General features: G+C 54.9%; 24 protein-coding genes. 7 read left to right on the plus strand and 17 right to left on the minus strand.

Translation table 11 applies throughout. The annotated features are described in order from the left end of the window. Window positions 1–428: 428 nt before the first annotated feature. The 6 genes from JJQ72_RS10165 to JJQ72_RS10190 all read right to left on the minus strand — a co-directional run bounded on the left by JJQ72_RS10165 (window position 429) and on the right by JJQ72_RS10190 (window position 6,568). A complete protein-coding gene (locus JJQ72_RS10165; RefSeq protein ID WP_208203585.1) occupies window positions 429–1,328 on the minus strand; it encodes a Gfo/Idh/MocA family oxidoreductase in 900 nt (299 codons plus the stop codon). Then, entirely contained in the window at window positions 1,325–2,272 is a 948-nt protein-coding gene (gene sdaAA / locus JJQ72_RS10170; RefSeq protein WP_208203586.1) for an L-serine ammonia-lyase, iron-sulfur-dependent, subunit alpha, read from the minus strand. Before sdaAA ends, JJQ72_RS10165 begins: the two co-directional genes overlap by 4 nt. After that, entirely contained in the window at window positions 2,269–2,955 is a 687-nt protein-coding gene (gene sdaAB, locus JJQ72_RS10175) for an L-serine ammonia-lyase, iron-sulfur-dependent subunit beta (protein ID WP_208203587.1), read from the minus strand. Before sdaAB ends, sdaAA begins: the two co-directional genes overlap by 4 nt. 57 nt (window positions 2,956–3,012) lie before the next feature. Further along, window positions 3,013–4,083 (minus strand): dihydrodipicolinate synthase family protein, encoded by a 1,071-nt coding sequence (locus JJQ72_RS10180; protein WP_208203588.1) that lies wholly within the window; start codon window positions 4,081–4,083, stop codon window positions 3,013–3,015. A 1-nt stretch (window position 4,084) separates the two neighbouring features. Continuing rightward, on the minus strand, window positions 4,085–5,101 hold the full coding sequence (locus JJQ72_RS10185) for an NAD-dependent epimerase/dehydratase family protein (RefSeq protein WP_208203589.1): 1,017 nt from the start codon (window positions 5,099–5,101) through the stop codon (window positions 4,085–4,087). A gap of 123 nt (window positions 5,102–5,224) precedes the next feature. After that, complete coding sequence (locus JJQ72_RS10190) at window positions 5,225–6,568, minus strand: hypothetical protein (RefSeq protein WP_208203680.1); 1,344 nt, start codon at window positions 6,566–6,568, stop codon at window positions 5,225–5,227. A gap of 238 nt (window positions 6,569–6,806) precedes the next feature. Here JJQ72_RS10190 and JJQ72_RS10195 point away from each other — a divergent pair, with 238 nt between their 5' ends. Next, window positions 6,807–7,658, plus strand: coding sequence for an AraC family transcriptional regulator (locus JJQ72_RS10195; protein WP_208203590.1), 852 nt, complete (start codon window positions 6,807–6,809; stop codon window positions 7,656–7,658). Window positions 7,659–7,852: 194 nt separating this feature from the next. Here JJQ72_RS10195 and JJQ72_RS10200 read toward each other — a convergent pair whose 3' ends face one another. Continuing rightward, window positions 7,853–8,215 (minus strand): YxiJ family protein, encoded by a 363-nt coding sequence (locus JJQ72_RS10200; protein ID WP_208203591.1) that lies wholly within the window; start codon window positions 8,213–8,215, stop codon window positions 7,853–7,855. Window positions 8,216–8,429: 214 nt separating this feature from the next. Here JJQ72_RS10200 and JJQ72_RS10205 point away from each other — a divergent pair, with 214 nt between their 5' ends. After that, complete coding sequence (locus JJQ72_RS10205) at window positions 8,430–9,101, plus strand: hypothetical protein (protein WP_208203592.1); 672 nt, start codon at window positions 8,430–8,432, stop codon at window positions 9,099–9,101. A gap of 412 nt (window positions 9,102–9,513) precedes the next feature. Here the strand turns inward: JJQ72_RS10205 and JJQ72_RS10210 are convergent, their stop codons facing one another. The 7 genes from JJQ72_RS10210 to JJQ72_RS10240 all read right to left on the minus strand — a co-directional run bounded on the left by JJQ72_RS10210 (window position 9,514) and on the right by JJQ72_RS10240 (window position 15,722). After that, window positions 9,514–10,164 carry a peroxiredoxin-like family protein gene (locus JJQ72_RS10210; protein WP_138224223.1) on the minus strand — a complete coding sequence of 217 codons (651 nt, stop codon included), beginning with the start codon at window positions 10,162–10,164 and terminating at the stop codon, window positions 9,514–9,516. A 125-nt stretch (window positions 10,165–10,289) separates the two neighbouring features. Beyond that, window positions 10,290–10,607 carry an ArsR/SmtB family transcription factor gene (locus JJQ72_RS10215; protein ID WP_138224221.1) on the minus strand — a complete coding sequence of 106 codons (318 nt, stop codon included), beginning with the start codon at window positions 10,605–10,607 and terminating at the stop codon, window positions 10,290–10,292. Between the two features lie 56 nt (window positions 10,608–10,663). Next, entirely contained in the window at window positions 10,664–11,326 is a 663-nt protein-coding gene (locus tag JJQ72_RS10220; protein WP_208203593.1) for an NUDIX hydrolase, read from the minus strand. Continuing rightward, a complete protein-coding gene (locus tag JJQ72_RS10225; RefSeq protein WP_208203594.1) occupies window positions 11,283–12,524 on the minus strand; it encodes a cation:proton antiporter in 1,242 nt (413 codons plus the stop codon). The genes JJQ72_RS10220 and JJQ72_RS10225 overlap by 44 nt, the downstream gene beginning before the upstream one ends. A 220-nt stretch (window positions 12,525–12,744) precedes the next feature. Next, window positions 12,745–13,119 carry a hypothetical protein gene (locus JJQ72_RS10230; protein ID WP_208203595.1) on the minus strand — a complete coding sequence of 125 codons (375 nt, stop codon included), beginning with the start codon at window positions 13,117–13,119 and terminating at the stop codon, window positions 12,745–12,747. Between the two features lie 193 nt (window positions 13,120–13,312). Beyond that, window positions 13,313–14,737, minus strand: coding sequence for an aspartate ammonia-lyase (locus tag JJQ72_RS10235; protein WP_208203596.1), 1,425 nt, complete (start codon window positions 14,735–14,737; stop codon window positions 13,313–13,315). Window positions 14,738–14,861: 124 nt separating this feature from the next. Continuing rightward, a complete protein-coding gene (locus JJQ72_RS10240) occupies window positions 14,862–15,722 on the minus strand; it encodes an endonuclease/exonuclease/phosphatase family protein (protein WP_347880744.1) in 861 nt (286 codons plus the stop codon). Window positions 15,723–15,956: 234 nt separating this feature from the next. Here JJQ72_RS10240 and JJQ72_RS10245 point away from each other — a divergent pair, with 234 nt between their 5' ends. The 4 genes from JJQ72_RS10245 (at window position 15,957) to JJQ72_RS10260 (ending at window position 22,645) form a co-directional block, all read left to right on the plus strand. Next, window positions 15,957–17,024, plus strand: coding sequence for an AraC family transcriptional regulator (locus tag JJQ72_RS10245; protein WP_347880736.1), 1,068 nt, complete (start codon window positions 15,957–15,959; stop codon window positions 17,022–17,024). 156 nt (window positions 17,025–17,180) lie between these two features. Further along, window positions 17,181–19,043 carry a class I mannose-6-phosphate isomerase gene (locus JJQ72_RS10250; protein ID WP_208203598.1) on the plus strand — a complete coding sequence of 621 codons (1,863 nt, stop codon included), beginning with the start codon at window positions 17,181–17,183 and terminating at the stop codon, window positions 19,041–19,043. Then, window positions 19,040–20,083 (plus strand): ROK family protein, encoded by a 1,044-nt coding sequence (locus JJQ72_RS20655; RefSeq protein ID WP_347880737.1) that lies wholly within the window; start codon window positions 19,040–19,042, stop codon window positions 20,081–20,083. The genes JJQ72_RS10250 and JJQ72_RS20655 overlap by 4 nt, the downstream gene beginning before the upstream one ends. A gap of 75 nt (window positions 20,084–20,158) precedes the next feature. Further along, window positions 20,159–22,645: a glycoside hydrolase family 38 N-terminal domain-containing protein gene (locus JJQ72_RS10260; RefSeq protein WP_208203599.1), complete on the plus strand. Its 2,487-nt coding sequence runs from the start codon at window positions 20,159–20,161 to the stop codon at window positions 22,643–22,645. A 216-nt stretch (window positions 22,646–22,861) separates the two neighbouring features. Here JJQ72_RS10260 and JJQ72_RS10265 read toward each other — a convergent pair whose 3' ends face one another. From JJQ72_RS10265 to JJQ72_RS10275, 3 genes are all read right to left on the minus strand, one after another. Then, entirely contained in the window at window positions 22,862–23,224 is a 363-nt protein-coding gene (locus tag JJQ72_RS10265; RefSeq protein ID WP_208203600.1) for a hypothetical protein, read from the minus strand. Continuing rightward, window positions 23,214–23,804, minus strand: a complete 591-nt coding sequence (locus tag JJQ72_RS10270) for a hypothetical protein (RefSeq protein WP_208203601.1) — start codon at window positions 23,802–23,804, stop codon at window positions 23,214–23,216. Before JJQ72_RS10270 ends, JJQ72_RS10265 begins: the two co-directional genes overlap by 11 nt. A 96-nt stretch (window positions 23,805–23,900) precedes the next feature. Further along, the gene (locus JJQ72_RS10275; RefSeq protein ID WP_208203602.1) at window positions 23,901–24,674 is read right to left on the minus strand and encodes a sugar phosphate isomerase/epimerase family protein; all 774 of its coding nucleotides are present in this window, start codon (window positions 24,672–24,674) and stop codon (window positions 23,901–23,903) included. Window positions 24,675–24,814: 140 nt separating this feature from the next. On the opposite strand from JJQ72_RS10275, the gene JJQ72_RS10280 reads away from it, so the two are divergent. After that, window positions 24,815–25,636 carry an AraC family transcriptional regulator gene (locus JJQ72_RS10280; RefSeq protein ID WP_138224210.1) on the plus strand — a complete coding sequence of 274 codons (822 nt, stop codon included), beginning with the start codon at window positions 24,815–24,817 and terminating at the stop codon, window positions 25,634–25,636. Window positions 25,637–25,642: the final 6 nt, after the last annotated feature.

The following is a 25,642-nucleotide window of genomic DNA, read 5'->3' on the forward strand; positions in this document are numbered from 1 at the left end:
CCAAACTGCTTTGCAGAACCCCCGAGCTTTTGTTGTTCATACTCCTTGATGTTTCAACAGCCTCAAAAAACGCCTCCTTTCTGCCGCTTTCCTTTCCTCTTTCGCAAGAGGCAGATCCAGTGTATGCCCGGCAGCCGCTGCGGTTGAAAGCGTCGGTTTTTTCTACCCACCCCCATCTTAAAAACGCTTCCACTTATCGTAAAGCGCCGTATTTCATCCAGCTGTCGATCCGGAAGGGCAAACCTGCCAAGTTAACAAAAAACCTTGATATATCAACGTTTTTGGCGTGTAGAAAATGCTAAAGTGGTAGAAATAGAGCAAATACAGATTGTATTTTTGTTCAAATTCCATATTTCACAAGCCGGCTGCAGATCTCCATCCCTGACACCTACCTGTCCTGACCATGAAAGGTCTTGCAGGCAGGGCAGCTATACTGTTACCCTGATTCCTTGCTTCCGGCTGATCTCGGCTGCCTCCAGAAATGCAATCACCTCGATTGAGTGCGAGAAGGGAAGCGGAGACTGCCGGGTCTTGAACAGGTTCATGACCTGCTCCAGCAAATCTGCATAGATTGGCTTGCCCGACGCCTGGGCATCTACATAGGTATGGCTTCCGAAGCGGTGAAGAAGCGCGCCAAAGCGATAATTCCCTTTCCGGTTCCCTCGTATCGTTCCGATCCGTCCATCCTGCCATATGCCGGTTAACAGATCATGCTGCGGTGAAGAAGCGGCATACACCTCCCGGCAGCCCGGTCCCATGATAGAAAACAGCATCTCTGCCGCATGAATGCCGTACCAGAAATAATGGGACTGTGTGAGCTCCACCTCCATCGGCCCATGCACCTCAGCGCCGAGTATGGACTCCCGGCCGTCAGCGAGTGCTTGGGCCAGGCTGTCAGCATAACGCAGGGCAGAGGCGCTCATCACTGGCACTCCGTACTGCTGCGCCGCTGCCTGGATCTGTGCGGCGTCCCAAGCGCTCAAGGCGAGCGGCTTGTCAATGAACACGGGCTTGCCGTAAGGGGCCAGCCGGCGAAACAGCTTCGCATGGACCCGCCCGTCCCCTGACAGCAGCATCAGGGCATCACAGGCTTCGGCCGCCTCCTCCGGCGTCTGCGTTATGAAGACACCATAATGATCCCGGAGGGTGGCCGTATAGCCACCGACCCGGGAAATGCTCCGCTCTATATCCGGAGAGCCGCCGGGGTATGCGGCAGTTACCACACCCCCCGGAACATGCCAGGCTCCCTCTTCTTCATGCAGCAGCTTCGTAAAGGCGACGCAATGTGAGGTATCAAGGCCGATCAGGCCAATCTGCATGGCCCTCATTTCCGATCTCCCGGGTCCTCAGAGGTTTCAGAGGAGGTATTGCAGGAGGTGCCGGGGGAGGTGCCGGGGGAGGTGCCGTACAGATCCTTTAGAATTTTTTTGCCGGTCGGTGTCTGAGCCAGTCCCCCCTTGGCCGTCTCCCGGTGCTTGGACGGCATTGCTGTGCCCACCTCCAGCATGACCTCCACCACTTCGTCGGAGGGAATGACACTGCGCACGCCGGCGAGCGCCATATCGGCCGCTGCCAGCGCCGTTACAGCCCCGAATCCGTTGCGGACGATGCATGGAATTTCGACCAGCCCCCCGACGGGATCACAGATGAGGCCCAGGGAATTTTTGAGCGCCAATCCTACAGCGTGTACCGCCTGCTCCGGGCTTCCGCCCCGCAGCTCCGTCAGCGCTCCGGCCGCCATCCCGATCGCGGACCCCACCTCGGCCTGACAGCCGCCCTCGGCACCGGAGATGAAGGAGTTGTTCGCAATGACATAGCCGATCGCTCCCGCTGCGAACAGCCCCATCACCAGCTGCTTATCCTCCCATCCCAGCCGCTGCTGCGAGCTGACAAACACGCCGGGGATAATACCGCAGGAGCCAGCCGTCGGCGTCGCTATAATCCGGCCCATGGAGGCGTTCACCTCCGAGACGGAGAGCGCATAAGCAAGAGCCGTACATGCCTCGGCTCCCAGGGAAGGCATGCTGCTTCCCAGGTAGTCCATGACCCGTACGGCATCTCCTCCCGTAAGTCCGCTGCGGGAGGGCACCGGTTCATGAATACCGCGGTGGACGGCCTCCTTCATCACTTCATAATACTCTGCCATCTGTCTGAAAATTTGTTCCACCGGCTGGCCGGTTTCCTTACCCTGCTCCGACAGCATCAGCTGCCCGATCGTGCTGCCTTCCTCGCGGCAGCACTCTACCAGCTGCGATAACGTTGCAAATTTCATCCTTCCTGCCTCCTCTGATTGAGATCGGCCAAGATCACGCGGTGGACGTGGTCCAGGCTGCGGATGACAGCCATCAGCTCCGGCGATACCGCCTCGTCGGTCTCCACTACGGTTACGGCCTCGCGGCCGCGCCCCTTACGGTCCACATCCATATAGCCGATGTTGACGCCGGAATGACCGAGGATGGTTGAAATCCGGGCCACCATGCCCGGCGTATCCTGATGAAACACGATTAACACGGGATAATTCATGGTGCATTTCACGTCAAAGCCATTAATACCGAGCAGCTCCACATTGCCTCCGCCGATGGAAGCCCCGAGAATCGTATCCTCCCGTCCGCTTGCCTCCTTCAGCTTCAGCAGCACGGTGTTAGGATGGTAGGCTGCATGGCTGGCGGTCTTGAAGCTCAGCCTCATACCCGCCTCCTCAGCCAGCGTCAGAGAATGGCGAATCCGGATATCATCGGCCGGGAAGTCCATCAGCCCGCCGACCACGGCCAGATCCGTGCCGTGCCCGCGGTAGGTGTCGGCGAAGGAGCCGTAGAATACGATCTCCGCCTCCGCAGGAAATGCGCCGAATATGCGCCGCGCTGTCCTGCCAATCACCACCGCACCCGCGGTGTGAGAGCTGGAGGGCCCCACCATGCTGGGCCCAATAATTGAGAAAACATCTTTAAATCGCACGGCATTCCCTCCTCTTCTGCTGCAGCCAGCCTTCACGGTTGGATGAATGATTCTAAGCTAATCCGCGAGCCATTGTGCCAAATGCTCCCGCACAAATGCATCATCATTCAGATGCGGATAATCCCGGTATACGCGGTCAATCTCCTCCATTTGTCCCGGTGACAGCTGCTCTGCAGGATTCAGGCACCATGTACCCTCCAGCAGGCCTTGACGGCGAAGCACCTCATGAATGCCCGGTATACAGCCATGGAATTGATTCCCCGGATCGAAAAAGGCAGCGTTACTGTCGGTCACTTCAATGTTGCGGGTCAGCCATTCCGGGGAGATAGGCCCGCCCTGGGCGCGTAATTCCTTGATCTCCTCCAGCAGCTGAACGGCTTGGTGCGTCCATACGGCCCAGTGACCGAGCAGGCCGCCAATGACGGGCTTCTCTACCATCTCTTCCCCTACCTTGAACCGGTATATCGTCAGCAGGTCATTGATAATGTTGTCATCATTGCCGGTGTACAGGGAAATCTCATCCCGCCGGCTGGAGCCGCATACTGCACGGGCTACGTCGATCGTCTGGTAGCGGTTGAACGGAGCCATTTTGATCGCCACGACATTCGGAATCTCGGCAAATCGCTGCCAGAACGGGAAGCTGAAGCTTCGACCGCCCACTGACGGCTGCAGGTAGAACCCGATGACCGGCATTCGCTGTGCAATATCTTCGGTTCTGGCCAGCAGATCGTCCTCGCCCAGGTCCTGGAGCCCGCCCATCGACAGCAGCGCCGCATCATAGCCGAGCTCTAGCGCGGTTTCTGCTTCTTGTATCGCCTGTTCTGTCGGTCCGCATACCCCGGCTATCATCAGAAAAGGTCGCTCCAGCTCTGCCTTGCGGATCTCCTCTGCAGCCAGGCGCAGCACCGGCTCATAGAGCTCTACGCCCGGGTCACGGATTTCGAACTGGGTTGAATGAACGCCAACAGCGATGCCGCCGGCACCAGAAGCCGCATAGTAACGGGTCAATGCCCGCTGCCGCTTCTCATCCAGCTTACGGTCTGCATTCAGCGCGAGCGGATGCGCCGGAATGACCAGGCCCTCAGCCAGCGCCCGCGCTTTGTCGGGAGAGAGTCTGCTTGCGTCCATATCAGAATTTCCCCTTTCTTTCCTGAAAATGTGTCGGCTTGTTCCAGGTATGTCCGCCCGCCTGCACCCATTCCGCCGTCCAGTCGATCAGCTGCAGCAGCGATACACGGGGATAGCCGAACAGCTGATGGGACCGCGATGCATTATTCAGCAGCGCCGTGTCCGATTCGGTACCGGTCAGCAGCGCTTCCTTCCCGAGCCGCTTCGCCAGCTCTCCCGCTGCCCAGCGGATCGACATCGTCTCGGGTCCTGTTACATTCAGAATCTCCGGCGGTGTGCCGCAATGATTCAGACAGCGCAGTGCCATTTCATTAGCATCCCCCTGCCAGATCACATTCGCATAGCCCATAGTAACGTCAATCTCCCGTCCCTCCTGAATCGCCTTCGCCAGCTCCAGCAGCACTCCATACCGCATATCAATGGCATAGTTCAGGCGATAGATCGTCATCGGGGTTTGATTCTGATGGGCAAAATATTCAAACACACGCTCTCTGCCCAGACAGGATTGCGCATATTCGCCAATCGGCTCGGGGGCTACGGATTCATTCACCCCGCCGCTGCCGACCGGAGAGAACGGATAGACGTTGCCGGAAGAGAACACAACGATGCGCGAATGCTTGTATTTCTCGGCCACGCGTCCGGGAAGATAGGCATTCATCGCCCATGTGAAATACTCCCGCCCTGTCGTGCCGAATTTATTGCCCGCCATATAGATGACATTTCGAGCGTCGGGGAGACGCTGCAGCTCCTCATCATTCAGCAGATCGCATGCGATCGTCTTCACGCCCGCCGCTTCCAGCTCCTGTCTCGCCTGGGCATTGGAGAAGCGGGACACCCCGATAATTTGCTTGCTGAGCCCTCCCTGCCGCACCGCATTTGCCGCTAACCGCGCCAGGCTGGGTCCCATTTTGCCGCCTACACCCAGGATCAGGATATCGCCTTCCATGGCAGCCAGATCATCTATCAGCGCCTGTGATGGCTCCGCGAGCCGCGCTTCAAGCTCCTCTACCGTCTTCATATTCTTCAGCTCCTTTATGCTTCTTCTCCCCTTCATCATAACGAGCCGTTAAATATAAAGACAAATCTTTTAATCGTCTTTAAATGAAGCTGCTCACGCTGGAATGAGCCTTATTTCTCCCGGTTACAGAAAAGCTTTCTCCAGAAAAACAAACCGGAAAATCTGCCGCGGCCGTCCGCGCGGCACCTTCTCCATACCGGATATTTCAACAAGTCCGTTGTCGATCCACAGCAGGAGCAGCCGGTGTGCGCTGCGCACGGTAATGTCCAGCAGATAAGCCAGCTCGTGCACCTTGTACTCGTATTTGCCAAACCGGGCGCGCTGATGCAGCAGCTTGCTGAGATAAGCGCTCGTCATGCCTGCATCCTCTGCCTGCTTGATCAGGGCAGCATCGGTGAAGGACAGCACATCCCGTACAGGGTCGGCCATCTCCAGCGGCCCGATCAGGGTGCCGTTCTCCCGGACGATAAAGCAGGTATTGCCGCCAGCCTCCTTCGCCTTGCGCATTGCTGCGCGGGCGCTCGTGCCTGCCGCGCTGGCCGTACGTCCAAAGCCCATCCCGATGCTCAGGGAAATGCCATGTGTCTTGTTCAGCTCCTTCGCGAGCGGAATGCTCTTGTATCCTCCGCTTTCTCTCTCAAAAATACCGCGGGTCGTAAAGAACAAATACTCATCACCGCCCATAGGAGTCAAATAGCCGTCAAGCGCCTCCACATAATCGAGCACCATCCGGTGAATGTCCAGCTTCAGCTTCTGCACCTCATGCTCCGTGCTGCGCTTCAGCGCCTCACTGCTGAAGTCATCCACATTGATCATGCCGACCACGATCTGGCTCTCCCGGTTCCGCCGGGAGCTTGTGGACAGCAGGGCCCGCTCCAGAGAGACCACAATGTCCTGACTGGACGGCCGCAGCCATACACTTGGTACGCCGCGGTTCGCAAGCTCCACAGCGGCCGACTCCAGGCCGGTAAAGGCGATGGCGGATGCCCCCGACCGATAATGCGCTTCATGGAAGTCTGCCAGCTGCGCTGGCGCCGCATAAGCCGGACCGTCATAGATCTGGACATCGCTATGCTGCATACCCATCTCCTTCAGACTGCGCCGTACCATGGCTTCGGTCAGGCTGTCTACCGAGAAGCCGCCGGTAAGCCTGCCTGTGCGGAGCGCATAAAAGAGTCCCCGGTACAGCCCGGCTTCCGTCACCGGCACATAGCTGACCGGAATAGGCAGGGTCAACTGCTCCTTCACCTTACGCCGCGACAACGGATCGGCAAGAAGCAGCACCTCGACATCTGGAGCCAGGTCTGCAGCAAGCGTCACAGCCTCGTTCTCCCCGGTACAGCTTCTTGCGATCGGCGCAAAGGAAGGAAACGATTCCAAAACACGGAGAATCTGCTCCACCACCTGCTTCGGACCTATAATTCCAATTGAAATTTGCGGTTCTGGCCGTTGCTGCTGGTCTGTCATCATATCACTCTCCTCACAGGGCACAGACCCTCCACCTCGCAGTGCCTATACCCGGGTCTTTATGTCCCATCATAAGGCGCCGGGCTGAGTCTGCGCAATGCCCCATACGCTTAGCTGCTCTTCCTGGTGCCTTGTACCGGTCCTTCCCCGGCTGCATTCAGGGGGTCAACAAGCGGGAGCTTTTGTATTAGAATAAGAGATATCTACATTCAAGAAATCACATGAAAGGCGTGTCCCTATGTCCCGATTAATGGTCGATATGTTTCATTCTCCGTCGGATAATCCACTGGATCTCCGTCTGCGTTTTTTTGGCAGGGAGGAATGCCAGCCTGGACACGCCTGGGGGCCCGGTCTGCGGGACTCCTATATCATTCATTTTATTCATAGCGGCCAAGGCCGTTTTCATATTGGAGAGCACAGCTATGATCTGCAGGCAGGCCAGGGATTCATGATTCCGCCCGCCACGCTGGTCCATTATGAGGCAGACCTGGAGGACCCATGGATCTACTCCTGGTACGGCTTCTCCGGCGTTCAGGCGAAGCCGCTGATGCAGCAGGCCGGGATGACGGTGACTCAGCCGATCTTCGATACCCGCGGCGGCGAGCCTTCGGAAGACGGAGGATTTCACACCTTTCACCAGGAGCTTGTCGAGGCCCGCGACAAGCGCAGCCGGGATGTACTCAGCCTCAGCATTTTGTACCGCCTGATGGCTGAGCTGATTCAGTGCTCCCCGGAGCAGACTCCCTCCTCTGCCGCGCAGCCGTCCTCTCCGAAGGAGGCCTACATCCGCCAGGCTGTCGCCTACATCGAGAATCATTACAGCCAGAGGGTGACCGTCCAGGACATCGCCGATGAGGTGGGCCTCGACCGCACCTACCTGTCCGGTCTGTTCAAGACCAGGTACGGTCTTCCGCTGCAGGCCTTTTTACTGGAGTACCGAATGAGCCGGGCCGCCGAGCTCCTGCGGAATCACGCCCTGTCTGTCAGCGACGTCTCCCGCTCGGTCGGCTACACCGACCCGTTTCTGTTCTCCAAAATGTTCAAAAAAGCAACCGGCCTCTCCCCCACCTCCATGCGCGATAAGCAGTAGCAGGGGGCAGGGGGCTGGTGCATACGAAAGCGAGGAATTATCATGAAACGAGGGTCAGCTCATTTCCGGAATCTGCCCTTACAGCTTCAATAGCCATTGATTCTGTTAATGAAGACCAAGTATTTCGGGCAGAGCAGCAAACCGGTCACGGAACAATTGTTCACTGTTGCCTCTAACTAAACGCGGTTCATTGGCTAATGCCGCTCAGACAAGCGCCGCAGATCATCCACGAGCAGCTTTCTTACCTTTTCATGAAGCACGTACTTGTTATGAAATTCAGGATAGTTGATTATGCTTGATTGTATAAAGCTGTATTGGGGGAACATTTGAAAAAAATCTTTATCCAGAAGCTTGATCTGCTTCGCAGGGATGCTGACAGCATCATCAATCAAAATGTAGCTTATCGTCCCAACCATTAAAGCACAGTACTCACTGAAATCCGCGTTGAAGCATTCGTCCTCCAGTGATGCAAAATCGTATTCAAAATCTTTTTTCATTTTATATATATCTTCATACGGAAATGCAGTACACAATTCATCATGATACCGATCAAACATGTTGCTACTCACCCTCCTGGACCCTAAATCTTTCACTCGTATGACGAAGTTCCACCCGTTACGTTTAAAGTGCGCGAAATTGTTGTAACTTTCATAACCTCGATCGTCAATAACAATCATTTTGCCTTCATGATACACCTCATATTGAATATTTTTCCATTAAATCCTATAATATAAAGTAAAATACAAAATAATTCAATATAAGGTGAAAATAGTGAAAAGAATATTTTTTCTGATAATATCCTTATTATTTGTATGTGTCACAGCCACTTCTGCTCAATCTGCTCAATCAATGCAGAAAACAAAAAAAAATATTCAGGTTTACTGGAATAATAAGCAGCTAAAATCAAACCCAGGTGAAGAAGCTAAAATTATAAACAATCGTGTTTATGTGCCTCTTTATGTATTAAGAGAGGCAAATCTAAATGTTCAGTTCAAAAATTCAATCGTTTCAATTTCAAATAAAAAAGATAATTATGTTGGAAATTTAAATTCATTGAATTTATTTAATGCAACTTATATGACTTATTTATCAGAAATGGATCAAGAGTCACTCACATTACTAGGGAAAATCGTTTTAGGTGAGGAAGCAGATGTTAAGCGGCTTCAGGAACTGACAACCCAAGTGAAAGCAAACGCCTCTTTTAACGAAAATTATACCTTTACAAAGGTAGGAGATGAGGAGTTATTTACATTAGAAGCTCGTTCTAGTATTGAGAGTTATGAAAAAGCCATTAATGCATTAGTTAAGTACTCATCAACGCAAAACCCAGAGGATTTGAAGACATTCTATAAAGAGAGAAATGAGGCGCTGTCATCTCATAAAGCGGTTCAAATAAAATTTGATCGTATTTTTAGACTCAGCGTTCTAAGAGCTTTATCTTAAGTGGCAGAAATACAGGGGAGTTAAAGGTTGGAATAATAAACCCTAACCTCATGCACGGGCGATAACTTGGCGTTGAAAGTCCGCTGTACTTGCTAGGCTAGAGTTTTAGTTATATTTTATGTGTCATATATTGTATAGAACCGCCGCCATGCTACAAGGAGGCGGTTATTTTTTTCTCCTGTGCATCCTACTAAAATCAAGAATAAAAGAGCCAGTGTAATCAGCTTATTTCACATGTCCAACAACCTCCTTTATGGTTATAGGTTACCTTCTGCACAATCCGTTTATGAATTGAATCTATCAGATTCTGTGCATCATAAATATTGATTACAGTCGACTCTATGGTTAATTGTTTACAAAAAAAGGGCATCCTTCCGGATGCCCTTCCTTCTCATCGCGCTTGCGGCGCTTCTTACTTATGATTGTTCAGAAAGCTGACGACCTCAGCCGGGTTCAGGCGCTCGGTGTAGTTGGCGTTGGAGCTGGCCAGCACGACTTTGCGGTCGGTGTTGATGACGAAGGTACCCGGTACCGGCAGGCTCCATGGCTCGTCAGTGCCGTTGTACTCGGATAGCTGGATGTTGAACTTGTCAGAGTACGTGCGGATCAGCTGATCCGGCAGGGTAAAGTACAGGTTGTACGCCTTGATTACCTCATAGGTATCATCACTGAGCACTTCAAAGGACAGCTCGTTCTTCTCCTTTGTGGAGAGAGACGCGTCCGGCTTCTGCGGGCTGATCGCCATCAGGGACGCTCCGGCCGCTTGAAGCTCAGGCAGCACGTTCTGGTATGCTTTCAGCTCCAGATTGCAATACGGGCACCAGCCGCCGCGGTAAAACGTCAGTACGACAGGGCCTTTCTCCAGCTGTTTATATAAAGAAACCTGGTTTCCGGCTGCGTTCGGCAGCACAAAATCCGGGGCCTCCTCGCCGACTTGAAGACCGGTGGCCACGCCAGATTCAATTAACTCCTTCGTTGCCGCCTCTACGCTGTCCAGCACCTCCTGCGGTGCGTTAGCCATAAAGCCTTCTCTTGCCTTGGTCAATTCTGCTGTTAAATCCATGAATGTGGGGCCTCCTTTAAGGTTTTATAATTCGATAACTATCGAACATAGATACCATAGCATGTTTTACTCCAGGATTCAAATTCGGCAACAGTCTGCCGCCGATAGGTTGCCCCAACACCCATTTAAATATCTTCGTCTTTAACCGAGACCAGCGATTCCAGCAGCCCAGGGAACTTTTCGTTCATTTCCTCCTTGCGAAGAGAATAAATATGCTCCTTCCCCTCAATTCGGCCTTGAATAAGGCCGGCCTCGCGAAGAATCTTGATATGGTGGGACACGGTAGATTTGTTCAGCATAAGAGAGTTGGAATACGCCGTGCAGTTGTTCTCTCCACTGTGGTATAGGCAGCGCACCATTCGTATGCGGTTGGGCTCACTTAGCGCCTGAAGCACCTTGGAATAGGGGATGGTCTCCAGCGGCGGGTGATATAAATTTTTCATAAATGGCATTGCACCTCCAATCTAAAGCAGAGCTTTCTGTCGCCACATGCCGCAGATCAGCCTGGATCCTTGGCCAAGCGCTGAAACAGCACCTCGTAGTATTCTGGCGTCTGAGGAGTGATGTCCGCGGCGCTTACTCTGCGGCTGACAGAGCGCAGCTCCCCGGTAGTCTCATCGTAGAGAACGCCCTTCATCACCACACTGTCGCGGCGACCGGAGATGAGCTCCATGAATTCCTGAATCGTGGGGCGGAACAGCCCGGAAATTTCGCTTTTTTGAAAATCATACTCCTCCAGCCGCCGGCCGCATTCGTAGATATAAATATGTGTCATTTCCCGGTCCTTCAGCTTTCCGTCAACGTAATCCTGCCGTACCTGACCGCAGTATTCGAGATCCTGTACTTCCGCAGTCACGCCCAGCTCCTCCGCCAGCTCTCTCACGCCATCCTCGATCTTCTCTCCGGCGAGCAAATGTCCGGCGCAGGAAATGTCCAGATACCCCGGAAAGGTATCCTTATCCTGATGGCGCAGCTGCAGAAGCAGGCCGTCTTCCTCATCATCGGACGAACCGTAAACCCAGCAGTGAAAGGTCTGATGCCAGTACCCTTCCCGGTGTACCTTCTCCCGTGTCTCGGTGCCCAGCCAGTTCATGCTGCGATCGTAGATATCCAGCAGCTCATGCTCCGACATCGTCTGCTGCACCGCCTTTCTGTCCGCCAAGTCCCAGCTTCAGCACCAGCGGCTTGATGGATAAGCCCTGCACGAGCAGCGAGAAAAGCACAACACTGAACGTCAGGACGAGCACATCCTCCCGGCCCTCAAAGCTTGAGGGAAGGCTCAATGCGAGCGCAATAGACAGACTGCCCTTCAGGCCGCCCCAGTTGAGGATAATTTTCCATGCGCCGGAGAAATCCTTTAGCCAGGAGAGGCTTACATAAAGCGCAAAGGTACGGGCAGCCACCACGGTAACCACAGCAGCTGCGATGAGGCCCCATTTGTCGGTGAAATCAATGTTTTTGATCTCCAGGCCGACCATGAGAAAAATCAGCGAGTTCGCCACCAGCGTCACCACATCCCAAAACGAGTTAATATTCGTCTCCGTCGTCTGCGACATTCCGATGCGAGAGCCGTAGCTGCCAAAGATCAGACCGCCCACGACCACGGCAATGACGCCGGATACATGAAAATGCTCCGCAATAAAGTAGCTGCCGAAGAACAGCAGCATGGAAAATGCAATCTCGAGCGGGTAGTCATCATACAGACGGATTAGCTGCGAGAAGAGGAAGCCCAGCACCGCACCTACCGCAATCCCGCCCAGACTGAACTTCAGGAACAGCAGCAGGCCGCTGCCAAGCCCGGCCCATCCCATCTCCAGATAGGTCAGAAGATACACGGACGAGATCTGAAACAGCACGACGGCAATGCCGTCATTAAACAGCGACTCGCCTTCGATGATGGTGACGATCTTTTTGGGAACACCCAGTGATTTAAAAATAGAGATGACACTGATCGGGTCGGTAGCGCTCATGAGCGCCCCGAAGGTAAACGCGACCGCGAGCGGAAGGCCCAGCACATAGTGACCGGTCAGTGCCACGATCAGGAAGGATAACAGCGTCCCGCAAAGCGCGAGTGCCAGGACCGGCTTGCTCTGCTCGCGCAAATGGGAGAAGGGCAGCTTCAGCGTAGCATCTCCGAGCAATATCGGCAGAAACAAGGAAATGACAATGGCCTGAAACACGTCCGATTGGGTAATAAACGCCTCCGCTTCCTCCAGGAAAGGAACATTCGTGACGCCCAGCAGCAAGCCGACGATGACGAGAGCGATAGAGTAGGTCAAGTTGATTTTTTTGGCAATCGCAATGACTCCGACCGAGACCGCCAGCAGCACGAGCAGCTGGATAAAAATATCATGAAACATGCCGTGACCTCCTGTTGCTTGATATGTATATATAAACATTGTACCACCTTCTTGCAGCCCCTGTTGAGGAAACCGGTCCAGAGTTTATACATGAAAATGGTAAACATCCAGAACGGGTATTTGCACAACTCGCGAAGGCCAACGTATTCTCTAAATTACTCACTGCTCCTTCTCATGGCCCGATCTGGGCTGGCGTTAATATCGCGAAGGTAAATGGGTTCTAATTTACTATATTGTCGAAAAAAAGCTTAACATCCTCGATATCATGGGTTGTTAACTTCGTTTCTTTGTTATCAGTAACTAGAATAGTTGGGAATTTGTCAATATCTAGTGATTTTACTTTTGACTGATTATCCTTCCTATCTACATCGTATACTTGGATACCATTAATGATTTTAAGTAATTCATCACTAGAATTCATATAACTGAGTAACTCTTCATCTAATTGAGTTTTATACTCATAGAATAAGTGGATCATATAGGTATCATCTGACTTAGAATAAAGGGATTCAATCTTTTCATCTTTACTCGTGCCCGTGCACCCTGCCGTTAACAAAAAAATCAAAAGAATGAGCAGGAATTTAGTTTGTTTCATATCTGCACCTCACTTTTTATTATGTAAATAACATTATCATATGCAAAAAACCAGTAAATGTAAAATTATGGCGACTTACTCAAAAGATGTATTCCTCAATGGTGGACCTCACCACCAAATTATTGCCCATGCCAGGCGCACATAAAAGATCCAGGCCCCCGGCTAGCGCCGAAAAGCCTGGATCTTTCGCTGTCTATTGGTTCAGCAAAAATTGCTCACCTGCAATGCCTGGAGAGGTCATATGATACGGATCCAGAATGACGGCAACCTGCTCCTCGGTAAGCAGCCCCTTCTCCAGAATAATTTCCTTCACGCTCTGCCCGGTCTGCTGTGCCTCCTTCACGAGCCGGGATGCCACATCGTACCCCAAATGCGGATTCAACGCCGTAATAATACCGTAGCTCGTATCGACATAATGGCGGCAGCGCTCGATATTAGCTTCCAGCTCCTGGATCAGGTTCTGATGGAAGACCTCCATGCCGTTCTTCATTATTTTGATGGAATGCATCAGATTGTTTGCCGCCACCGGCACCATCACGTTCAGCTCGAACTGTCCCGCCTCGCAGGCCAGACAGATGGTGTGGTCATTGCCCATAACCTGGAACGCAATCTGGTTCATAACCTCCGCCATGACCGGGTTCACCTTGCCCGGCATGATCGACGACCCCGGCTGGCGGGCGGGCAGAAGCAGCTCGTTGAAGCCAGCTTTCGGGCCGGAGGCCATCATCCGGATGTCATTGCACATTTTGGAGATATTTACGGCGCACACCTTCAAGGCTGCGGAAAGCTCCAGATAGGCATCCGTATTCTGCGTCGCATCTACCAGGTCATCCGCCAGCGCCAGCGGAATTCCGGTCTGCTCCTGCAGCCGGGAAACGACGCTGTCCATATACTCTACCGGTGCATTCAGCCCGGTGCCGACCGCCGTTGCGCCCATATTAATCTTCAGCAGCCCCTCTGTGGCCCGCTCGATCCGCACAATGTCGCGGTTCAGCACTCTAGCATAGGCACCGAATTCCTGTCCCAGGCGGATTGGAACCGCGTCCTGCAGATGGGTGCGCCCCATCTTGATCACATGATCGAACTGCTTTGCCTTCTTCTCAATGCCCTCCACCAGGCTGCGGAATGACGCCAGCAGCTCATGCGCCAGCCGGTAAGCCGCAATCCGAATGGCCGTCGGGATCGCATCATTGGTGGATTGGGACATATTGACATGGTTGTTCGGGCTGCAGTGAAAATAATCTCCTTTGCTCTTGCCCAGATGCTCCAGCGCCCGATTCGCCAGAACCTCATTCATATTCATATTTATGGAGGTGCCTGCACCCCCCTGTATAGAATCGACGATAAATTCCGAACGGTATTGACCGGCCATGATCTCGTCAGCAGCCGTGATGACCGCTTCTCCGATCTTCTTCGGCAGCAGCCCCAGCTGCATATTTGAAAGTGCTGCAGCCTTCTTCACTTCTGCCAGAGCGGAGATCAGCTCCGCATGGACGGGCACCCCGCTGATCGGGAAATTCTCTACCGCGCGAACGGTATTGATCCCGTAGTACGCCTCGGACGGAAGCTTCTTCTCCCCCAGAAAATCCTTCTCTAACCGGTAATTTACGTCTGTCATTGACATCACCATAACCTTTTTTATTTCATTTCCGGACCAAAAGCTGACACGGCCGGTTACATATACATTCGATCCCTACAGACAGATTCCTTTAATGCTCCCGCCGCAATTTCAAGTCCAGCTATTACTGTTCTTCTATACTATGCGCAAGAGATCCACCTTGCCGGTCTGCAACCTCAGCCAGCACGCCAAAATGATCCGATACCACCGTTCCCCGCTCCCCGTTCATCACCACGTAATGGCTCTTTACCTCTACCGGCAGATGGGAAATGATGTAGTCGATGCGGAGTGGAGACTTGTTGTTCTCCCAGCCGGCAATGCTCTTGAGCACGGTAAATCCCTCGTCCCGCTCCCTGGCCAAGGTGTACAGGTCATGCCAGCCATGCTGCAAAATATAGTCATAGCCTTCTTGACGTATCTGCGCGACATTATTGAAGTCCCCCATCACGTACAGCGGTCCATCCCGGTACGGCTTTAATCGCTCTTCTGTCTGATCCCATTGCCCGCGAAACGGCTCCTCATCCTCCCACCAGCCATAGTGTCCGTTCACGAACCAGGTGTCCTCCCCTTGTGGACAGGTTCTTACGCCAAGGATTTTGCGGGTACGGTAGCTCTCGTAATCACGGAGCTGCGATACATGGTGGGACCAGGCTTCCTTAATGGGACTCCTGGACAGTACGGCCAATCCCTCATCATATACAGCAAAGCCGACATGCACCGGCACCCACGTCCAGTAATAAGAGAGGCCCAGACCCTGCAGCTCCTGCTGCAGCACATAGGCATAATTATCCTCCGTGATCGGTACCCCTTCTTCGACTGGAGCATAAAGCTCCAGCTCGCAAGTCTCTACCAAAGGCGCGTTCATACCCTGGTTGACCTCCTGCAGCGCCACAAGCTCTACCGACTGCTCCTTGATAAAATGGGCCAGCTGCCTGATCTTGTCCCGCTGTGCCTCCTCCTGCCATGCATGAGTATTCAATGTCATTAGCTTCAAAATATCACCTGCTGTCGTTTAGATTGAAATGTTTTATTTATGCCCTTACGAGACAGAGTTCAGACTATAGAAGGATCTGCTGTCCCTCCTGAAGGCTTCCCAGCACAGGCCGCCCTTTCCTGCTGAAACAGGATCGTTTACACTTTGGATACGAGAGCATGACCCGTTAAAGAATCCGAAGCCGCCTGCGCCCAGGCGAGTGATCCCTAAAGGAGAGGTTCGCCCGTGACAAGCCCCCCCATTGCCCTCATTCAAGGGTTCAAAAAAGCAAACGCCCTGCTGAACGTGACCCTGCAGCAGATCATCCATCCCGAAGCTGCGCTTCATGTGCATTACTGGGGATTTATGCCGCAGCATTTCGATAATACGGAGCATAAGCACTCCTTCTTCGAAGCGTGCTATGTGCTGGACGGCACCGGCTCCTATATTGAAGGAGATACCGAGCATCCGCTGGAGGCTGGAGCCCTGTTTCTCTCCCGCCCCGGCATCCCGCACCAGATCCGCAGCCGGGACGGTCTTGCCTTGTGCTATGTCGCCTTCGAGCTGCTCTCTCCCCAGAGAGAGCGTTCTGGAGCGACAGCTGTGAAGGGCCCGGCAGACGTCGCCTCAGGGCCCGGCGGCTCAGACGCCTTTCGCGGTGCCCTCAGCAGGCTCGCAGCGGAAGGCATCTGCGTGCTTCCCGGCGGAAGCCTGGCCGCCCAGCCGGCGGTCATGCTATGGCATTCCTTGCTGTCCTGGTTTCAGCCGGGACGTTCCGAGGCGGGGGTGCCGCCCCTGCTGCTGCAGAGCACGGCTCTCTCGCTCCTCCTCGCCCTGATTCAGGGGCATAGTCCGCCCAAGCCGCAGCAGCCCTCACCACCCGGCCCCGCCGAGGAAGGCGGAATGCTGATGCGCCAAGCCGAGCTGTTCATTAAAGATAATCTGGGCGAGGCGCTGTCTCTGGAACGGGTCGCCGGCTATTTACATATTACCCCGCGGCATTTGACCCGCAGCTTCCGGAAATTCAGGCAGCAATCCTTCGTCCATTATGTACAGGAGCAGCGGGTACAACGAGCCAAGCAGCTTCTCCTCCACACCGAGCTTCAGATCAAGGAGATTTCTGCGCTGTGCGGGTTTGAGTCTGTACATTATTTTACCCGGATCTTTACGATTAAGCTCGGTGTCAGCCCCGCCCGCTTTCGGCGCTCCCAATTCACGGAAGGGCGCTTCGATTCCCGGGACCGGGCGAGCGCGCCCTTCTCTCCTAAGGCGGAGGACAGTAATCTCCCTTCTTCCGGCAACGACAGTCCGTAGCCTCTCTCCCCTTCTCCAGAGAAAGGCTGCGGATTCCGACTCTGCACTCTCCATGTCCTGATATTACAAAAACAGATCCTCTTTTTGCAAAGACGCTCTGCTGCTCTCCTTCTACAATGAACCTATACGCGATTGTTGCAGAAGGAGGGAGTTATTGTGGAGCAGCATTCCCACACATCATTTAACCGTTACCCCATTAATCGGCTAAAATCACCAGAGTTCGTTAATGAGCTGCAAAGCGGCATCGACGCTTTCACAGCGCATATTCTAACGGGCGCGGATCATCCGGAGCCTGCCGGCCCTCTTCGGGTCTGCCTCGACGGAACCCATGGCGCCCATTTCAAGAGTCTGACTTCTGCGCTGGAGCAGGTCTGTATAGAGCAAAAAAAATCACTGCACATCCTTCACACCGCTGCCTATCTCAAGCCCGAGGCTCAGCTGCGGGAGGAGATGGCCCGTTATCTGACAGATAACCGGGCTTTCGGCTATACCGCGCAGGAGGTGCGGCCGATGAATTATTTTCGGGAAGACGCCTTGGCTCAGGTCCAGCAGGATTTGAACGCCCCCGGCATTGACATTTGTGTACTGGCAGGGCCTGGTGCCGCTCTGCTGACCCCGGGTTGGCCGCAGCTGTCTTACTATATTGACCTTTCCCGGGAAAACCAGCAGCTGCTGCATGCACAGGGTATGGGCAGCTTCGGCCTAGGGAATACCGCAGACAAGGTTGAAACCTATAAGGACTGTTATTTCCTGCAATGGCCGGTCTGGGAGCCGTACCGCCGGGACTGGCTGCATCATTTCGGGCAGCTCTCTGCAGCAGGTCATGAAGCCTGCTATATGGATCTGAACCGGGATGAGCAGCCGGTATTTCTGCCGGTTACTGCTCTGCATCGTATGCTTGTTCAGCTGGCGGGCCAGCCGTTCCGGGTAAAGCCGTTTTTTGCACCGGGCATTTGGGGCGGGCAGTATCTGAAGGAGCTGTGTGACCTGCCCAAAGAGTGGGACAACTGCGCCTGGGGCTTTGAGCCGATTGCGCCGGAGAACACGCTGCTGATCGGGGTGGAGGAACAGGTTCTGGAGCTTCCCTTCCCTCTCCTGATGGAAGCCGCGCCGAGCTCCATTCTGGGAACGCGGAATGCGGAGCTGTTCGGGGACTATTTTCCAATTCGGTTCGACTTTCTGGATACGATGGACGGCGGGCGCTTGAGCGTGCAGGTGCATCCGCAGCAGGAGTATATTGAACAGGTTTTTAATGAGCATATGACACAGCAGGAATCCTATTACGTGATGGAGCACAAGCCCGGCTCGACGGTGTATCTGGGATTGACCACGGGAACGACCACGGACATTCTGCTGGACGCCGTGGAGGAAGCTCATGCCACCAGCGTTCCGCTCGATGTTCCCCGATATGTAAATGAATATACAGCGGAAAAAGGGGCGCTCTACCTTATTCCGCCCGGCACCGTGCACTGCTCCGGACAGAACAATCTCGTGCTTGAGATCTCCTCGACCCCGTGGTGGTTTACGTTCAAAATTTACGATTATTTGCGCCGGGATGCCGATGGCAAGCCGCGCCCGATGAATCCGGGGCATGCCCGCCAGAACATCAAGGACGACATGGACACCCAAGCCGCCGAGAATGGCCTGATCCCAAAGCCTGTCGCCGTTCGGCGCCAGGGCGACAATCTGGAGGAGCTGCTGGGCCAGCGGGAGGATCTGCTGTTTCAGGTGAAACGGCTGAAGCTGACAGATGTCTGGACCGATGACACCAAGGGTGAGTTTGTCATGTTTAATCTGGTGGAGGGCCAGCGGGTCCGCCTGATCCCGTTAGACAATACATCCGCGGCGGTGGAGTGGGGCTATGCCGAGGCGTACATTGTTCCCGCAAGTCTCGGGCCTTATCGGCTGGAGAATGCATCAGAGGGCCCGTGCACGCTGATTGCCGCCCGGGTCAGCCCGGAGTGGAATCACCCCCTGCTGCCATTCACCCGCGCGCTGAGCGGAGCGCAGTTCCAGTGACGTCTGTCGTGACGGGAACAAGTGTCAAGGACGCGGCGGTCCGGCCCAAGCTTACACTAGTCCTGGATGCCGGAGGCACCATGCTCAAGGGCGCCGTGCTGCGTAATGGCAAGCGGGTGCCCGGCATTCAATTGAAGCAGCCTTCCCGCGCCCAGGACGATGCAGCACACATCGTCGCCGGATTCGCCCATGCCTGTATAGACCTGCTGGAGCAGTACCTCTCTCAGGAGCAAGGGCTGGAGGGAAGGCTGAATGCAGGGCGACTGGAGGGGCTGCAGAACGAACGGCTGAAGGTCGCCCAACCGATAGGGATCGGCTTTGCTTTTCCGGGACCTTTCGATTACAAGGAGGGCATCGCCCTTCTGCAGGGGGTCGGCAAATACGATGCCTTGTATGGTCAGTCCGTTTGCAGTCTGCTGAAGCAGCAGCTTCTCTCGCTGAAAACAGCTTTTCCGGCGCCCGCCTTGAACGCGCTGGCTGAGGCCGACATCCGTTTCGGCAATGATGCGCTTATGTTCGGGGCAGGGGCAGCCCTGCGGTACCCTTGTGAGCGGCTCATCTGCCTGACGCTCGGGACCGGACTCGGCTCCGCGTTTATCGACCGGGGCCGCGTCGTCGCCGGCGTTCAGGGAGTGCCCGCGAGCGGAATGCTGTATGCACAGACCTTTGAGGGAGCGCCCGTGGACGACCAGTTCGGGCGGCGCGGCCTGCTGCAGTTAGCCGCCTCTCAAGGCTTGCTGCAGCCTGATATGGATGTAGCGGAGCTGGCGGCGGCAGCGGCGGCAGGTGATGAGCCTTGCCTGGCGCTGTTTCACTCCTACGGCGAACGGCTCGGAAGCATGCTGCTGCCTTATGTCATGGATTTCCGTCCAGACCGAATTCTCCTGGGCGGACAGATCTCCAACAGCTGGGAACTGTGGAGAGCTGCTCTGCAGCGCATCCTTGCGCCCAGCGGCGTCAGCCTGGTTCAGCTGCCGGATACGATGTCCTGTGTGTACCAAGGCATCCATCGGCTTTTTGAAGAAGATGAGCAGGATTGAAAACCACTTTACAGCCAAGCCCGAAGCGGCTGGTGATCTGAGCCGAATTTATTTGAAACTGGAGGTCATTTTACGATGAGCGCTATTCCGAAAAACAATCACAAGCCTTCCCGTCCCTGGACAATCTACGCCATTCACCACTCTCATACAGACATTGGCTATACCGAGCGTCAGGAGCGGATTGAGCAGTACCATGTGGATTTCATCCGTCAGGCCGTAAAAATATCCGAAGCCGCGCACCGTGGAGAGCGACCGGATTGGAAGCCGTTCCGGTGGACCTGCGAGACTTTTTGGGCGGTGGAAAAATTTCTGGAGTCTGCTTCTGCAGAGGAGCAGGAAGCCTTCCAGCAGGCTGTCCTTCGGGGAGATATTGAGCTGTCCGGTACGTATCTCAATATGACAGAGCTGCCGGATTACGATCTGCTGCTTCGCAACCACAGCAAGGCGCAGCAATATGCAGCCACCTTTGGCCACCACATCGACAGCGCCATGACCGCCGACATTAACGGCTACAGCTGGGGGTATGCCTCGAGCCTGCTTGAGAACAACATTCAGCACCTGTTCTCCTGCATTCACACGCACCATGGCATGTATCCGCTGGGACGCAAGCAGACGCCATTCTGGTGGGAAACGCCAGACGGTGAGAAGCTGCTCGTATGGAACGGCGAGCATTATATGTTCGGCAACGAGCTCGGGTTCTGCCCGGATGCGCTCGGCAAGTACATGGCCCGGGATGAAATCCAGCATAACCTGATGGAGCCGGAAGAGCTTCACAATGAAATTGCCGAGATCCGGATTAACCGCTATTTGTGGAATCTGGAGCAAGAGGAGTATCCGTACGCCTTCGTACCCATTATGGTATCGGGTCTGGGAACGGATAACGCCTCTCCGAACAGTGATATTGCAACCTGGATTGCGGACTGGAACGCCCGGTACGGCGAGCAGATTACGATTCAGCAGACTACGCTGACTGAATTTTTCTCGGTGCTAAAGCAGCAGGATCTTTCCGGCATTCCGGTGCACCGCGGCGACTGGCCGGACTGGTGGACCGACGGTGTAGCGTCGACCGCGATGCATACTCAGATTTACCGGGATGCCCAGCGCACGCTGCGCAAGGTCAAGTCTCTGGATCCGCAGCATCAGGCGGTTTCGGCAGCGCGTGTAGAGGAGGCGGCCCAGGCACTGACGATGTATGCAGAGCACACCTGGGGCTACCATTCCTCCGTGTGGGAGCCATGGCATCCACAGGTGCAAATGCTGGAGGTCCGCAAGCAGGCATATGCCGCTCAAGCAAGCGTGCTGGCGCACCGGGCACTGGATGAGACGCTGGCGGCTCGGGGCAGTGCCCTGCTGGCTCCGCACCGGGCGCTGCGCTACGAGGTGATTAACACCGAGTCCCGTGAAGCCACGCTGCAGGTGACGCTCCCGCTGGACTCTTGGGAGATGGTTATTCTCGACAAGCAGTACGAGCTGATTGATGAAGCTGACGGCTCGACCCTGGCATGCCAGCCGACCCGCTCGCTGCAGCTGGTGACGGAGCTGACACTGGCACCGGGAGAATCCCGGAAGCTGCTGCTGCGCCAGGTTGATCCCAGCGAGGTCTCCCCGTCCCATCGTATCATGACTGCCCGGAACATAGCTTCTGTCGCGGCGGATGGTGTGGACGATGTCCTCAAAGCGACTGCGCCGGAGGGCCGCATCGTATTCAGCAGCCAGGCGGTGGAATCGGACAGCCTGCGCATAGAGTGGCAGGAGGGCGTCGGCATTACCGCATGGTATGACAAGCAGCGTGATGCAGACCTGCTGGACCCGGAGCGCAAGCATGCTCCGTTCACACCGGTGTATGAGGTCACGCCGGCAGCCGATCTCAGTGATGCGCAGCAGGTTGTAGGCGCCCGCTCCCGCATGGGGCGCAACCGCAAAGGACCGAATGTCCAGCGGGACGCCGGGCGTCTGTCCCGGGTGAAGCTGCTGGATAACGGACCGCTGTTCGCACTTGTAGAGTTTGTGTTTGAGGTTAAGGGCATGTCCTACTACGCCCTGCACGTCAAAATGTATACGCAGCAGCCTCGCGTTGAGGTCGGAGTGCGCTTCCATAAGGACAGCGTATGGCTGGCGGAGAATGTTTATGTGGCGCTGCCGTTTACGCTGGGTGCGGACGCAGAGCTATATGCAGATAAAGCGGGCAGCCCGGTTCGCCCATGGGTCGATCAGCTTCCTTACAGCCTGCTGGATTATACCAGCGTGCAGGAGGGTCTTTTCTGGCAGGACGCCGTGCAAGGCGACGTGCTGGCTCTGTCCATGCCGGACACGCCGCTCGTGCAGCTCGGCTCCCTGGAACCGCAGCCTCGCCTGCTGCACGGTATGCAGGCCGAGGGCAGCCGTCCATCCACGTATGCGTGGATCCTGACGAACTACTGGGAGACCAATTTCAAAGCGACGCTCGGCGGTTTTTACGAGTTCCGCTATGCCGTGGAAGCACTCCGCGGCATCGCCAAGCCGGAGCAAGCCGCGCAGGCGCTGCACGCCTCCACGGGCGGCTTCACCGTGCACCGCATTTAAGAAATCACCCCCGCTGTGTTTGGTCAGGACCGCATTTAGCAGACATGGAAAAAAGCCCTAGGCTGCAAGCTGACGCCGGTACTCAACCGGCGTCAGCTTATTTAGTTTTCCCTATGCTCTTCCCTTGTTGTGAAAGTGAATGTATTCCTCCATTCGCCTTTGTGCCTCTTCAATGCTACTCATGTGATAAGCAATGATTTCACCTCTGGGGATGCTTTATTTAGTGAATACATAAGCTTTAAGCTCCTGAAGTTCGTCCTTTTTCCCCTTTAGCCATTCCACTTCATCATGACTTGCCATTTGATTTACACGATCCTCGTCGAGAATGATTTGAACTGCTGGTATTAACTCCTTATTCCCCTCATCCATTTCATCTAAAATAAAAGGAATAGCCGGAACACCAAGATCCACCAATGCTTTAATTTTTTCTTCGTCACTCAGCTTGTTGAAGCTAACAGTTTCATGAACTTTGCCTGGCGTTAAAGATAGCTGCTTTTTCCATTGGAGAGAAAACTCATTTCCTGTCTCCCAAGCTCCTCTTCTCTTAAGATCGACTTTAGAGATTTTTTCAGCAGCCATAGGTGTGCACGAGTGCGGCGGCACGGCGCAGGGGTACCGGGCGGAGGGCCGCGGGCGCTTCGGCGGCGGAACGAACGCGCTTTTTCGCGTTCGTTGAGGCCGCGGGCGCCTCGGCGGCGGATCGAACGCGCTTTTTCGCGTTCGTTGGGGCCGCGGGCGCCTCGGCGGCGGATCGAACGCGCTTTTTCGCGTTCGTTGAGGTCGCGGGCGCTTCGGCGGCGGAACGAACGCGCTTTTTCGCGTTCGTTGGGGCCGCGGACGCCTCGGCGGCGGATCGAACGCGCTTTTTCGCGTTCGTTGAGGCCGCGAGCGCTTCAGCGGGGGAACGAACGCGCTTTTTCGCGTTCGTTGTGGCCGCGGACGCCTCGGCGGCGGAACGAACGCGCTTTTTCGCGTTCGTTGGGGCCGCGGGCGCCTCAGCGGCGGATCGAACGCGCTTTTTCGCGTTCGTTGAGGTCGCGGGCGCTTCGGCGGCGGAACGAACGCGTTTTTTCGCGTTCGTTGGGGCCGCAGGCGCCTCGGCGACGGAACGAACGCGCTTTTTCGCGTTCGTCCCGCCCGCAAGCGCACCCGCACCCACGCTCCCCCTCCCCCACACCAAAAATCCCGCCGGCGCACCGCAGAATCAACTCTGCACATGCGCCAGCGGGATCGCCGGCTTGACTTGCATTCACTTTTACAACTGGTTCAGATAGTTGTTCTTCACCCAGTTCATGCTATTCTCGATGCTCTGCAGCGGCGGGTTCTGGCAAACGTCCTGCTCCACGATCAGCCACTGGGTTCCTGCGTCCGAGGCTGCCTGGATGACCGCCGGCAGATCCACAACGCCCTGGCTCAGCTCCAGGGTCTTGATATTGCCCTCAGCATCCTTGTCAAAATCCTTCAAGTGCAACAGCGGCAGGCGTCCGGCATACTTGTTGATGTAAGCAATCGGGTCATGACCGGCAAACTGGACCCAGCATACGTCCATCTCTACCTGAACATATTCCGGAGAAGTCGCCGCGTACATCGCATCAAATGCGGTTTCGCTGCCGACCTGATCCGTCAATTCAAATGCGTGGTTGTGATACCCAAACACCATTCCCTGCTTCGCAGCTTCCGCTCCCGCTTCCTCCAGGAACGAGAACAGCGCTTTCCAATCCTCCTCGGTTTCCCGGTCTTCCGGGGCCACGTAAGGACACATCATGTACTTCGCGCCAATGGTTTTCAGGTACTGGATCTCCTTCTGCAGATCCTCCCGGAGCAGATGCAGTCCCACATGTGCGCCGATCGCCTTCAGGCCGAGCTCGTCCAGCAGACTCTTCATTTCCTCTGCCGGGATACCGCCGTAGCCTGCAAATTCCACGCCCTCATAACCGAGCTCTGCGACCTTGCGAAGGGTGCCCTTGAAGTCAGCCTCCGTTTCGTCACGCAGTGTGTACAATTGCAAACCGATACCCATTTTTCTCATTTGCGAAGACACCTCTATTCAAAAGTTTAAATGATTGCTCTATCTGGTACCATCATAATGTATTTTAAGCTAAAATGAACATAAACTATATTCCATCTACATGAACTATCTGCTTATTTTTACATTGAGGTGTTGATTTCATGCCAGAGGCCAGACTGCTGATCTGCGACTATTCTTACCATAGCGCGACATTTCATACGAGTCACAAAAACGGATTGACCACCTATCTGTTCCGTCTGCAGACCGAAGGGTCATGTACGGTATTTTGCAATGGCCAGGAGCACCATGTTCAGGCAGGAGATCTGCTGCTGCTGGAGCCGGGCGATGTTTACGAGCTGCAAATCCGGGAGGATCAGGACGGGCGTTTGGCGAGCGCCGATTATTATATGTTTTGCGACGGGGAGTGGATCAAGCAATGGTGGAAAAGGATGAACCGCCAGCGGGTCAGCCGCATTCCGATGGACGACCATATGCTCGGTCTGTGGAGACAGCTGCTGCTGGAGAAGCGCCGGGGACTGGAAGGCGAGAATGGCGAGCTGATCGGGTATTTGCTGCGGGGGCTGTGTCTTTGTCTAGACCGGGCGATGACGGAAAATAAAACCGCTGACCGCTCCGCCTTTACCGCCTTGCGGCTGAAACGGTTTATCGAGGAGCATGCGACCGTCACCTTCAAGCTGGAGGAAGCGGCCTTGCATGTCGGGCTGAGCCTGTCCCGGGCCGTCCAGCTGTTCAAGGCCTGCTATGGCAAAACGATGATTCAATATGCGTTGGAAATTCGCCTGAACGCCGCCGTGGAGCGAATGAAATACAGCTCCATGACGCTGGAGGAAATTGCAGAAACCTGCGGCTTTGCCAGCTATTCGTATTTTCACCGGGTGTTCCGTTCCAAATACGGCATGCCGCCAGTGAAGTACAGAGAGAAGAAGCAGCAGATGACGCTCCCGGCCGAGCCGCTGCCATAACGCGGG

Source organism: Paenibacillus sp. F411 (genome assembly GCF_017582705.1).
Classification (GTDB): Bacteria; Bacillota; Bacilli; order Paenibacillales; family Paenibacillaceae; genus Paenibacillus_AQ; species Paenibacillus_AQ algicola.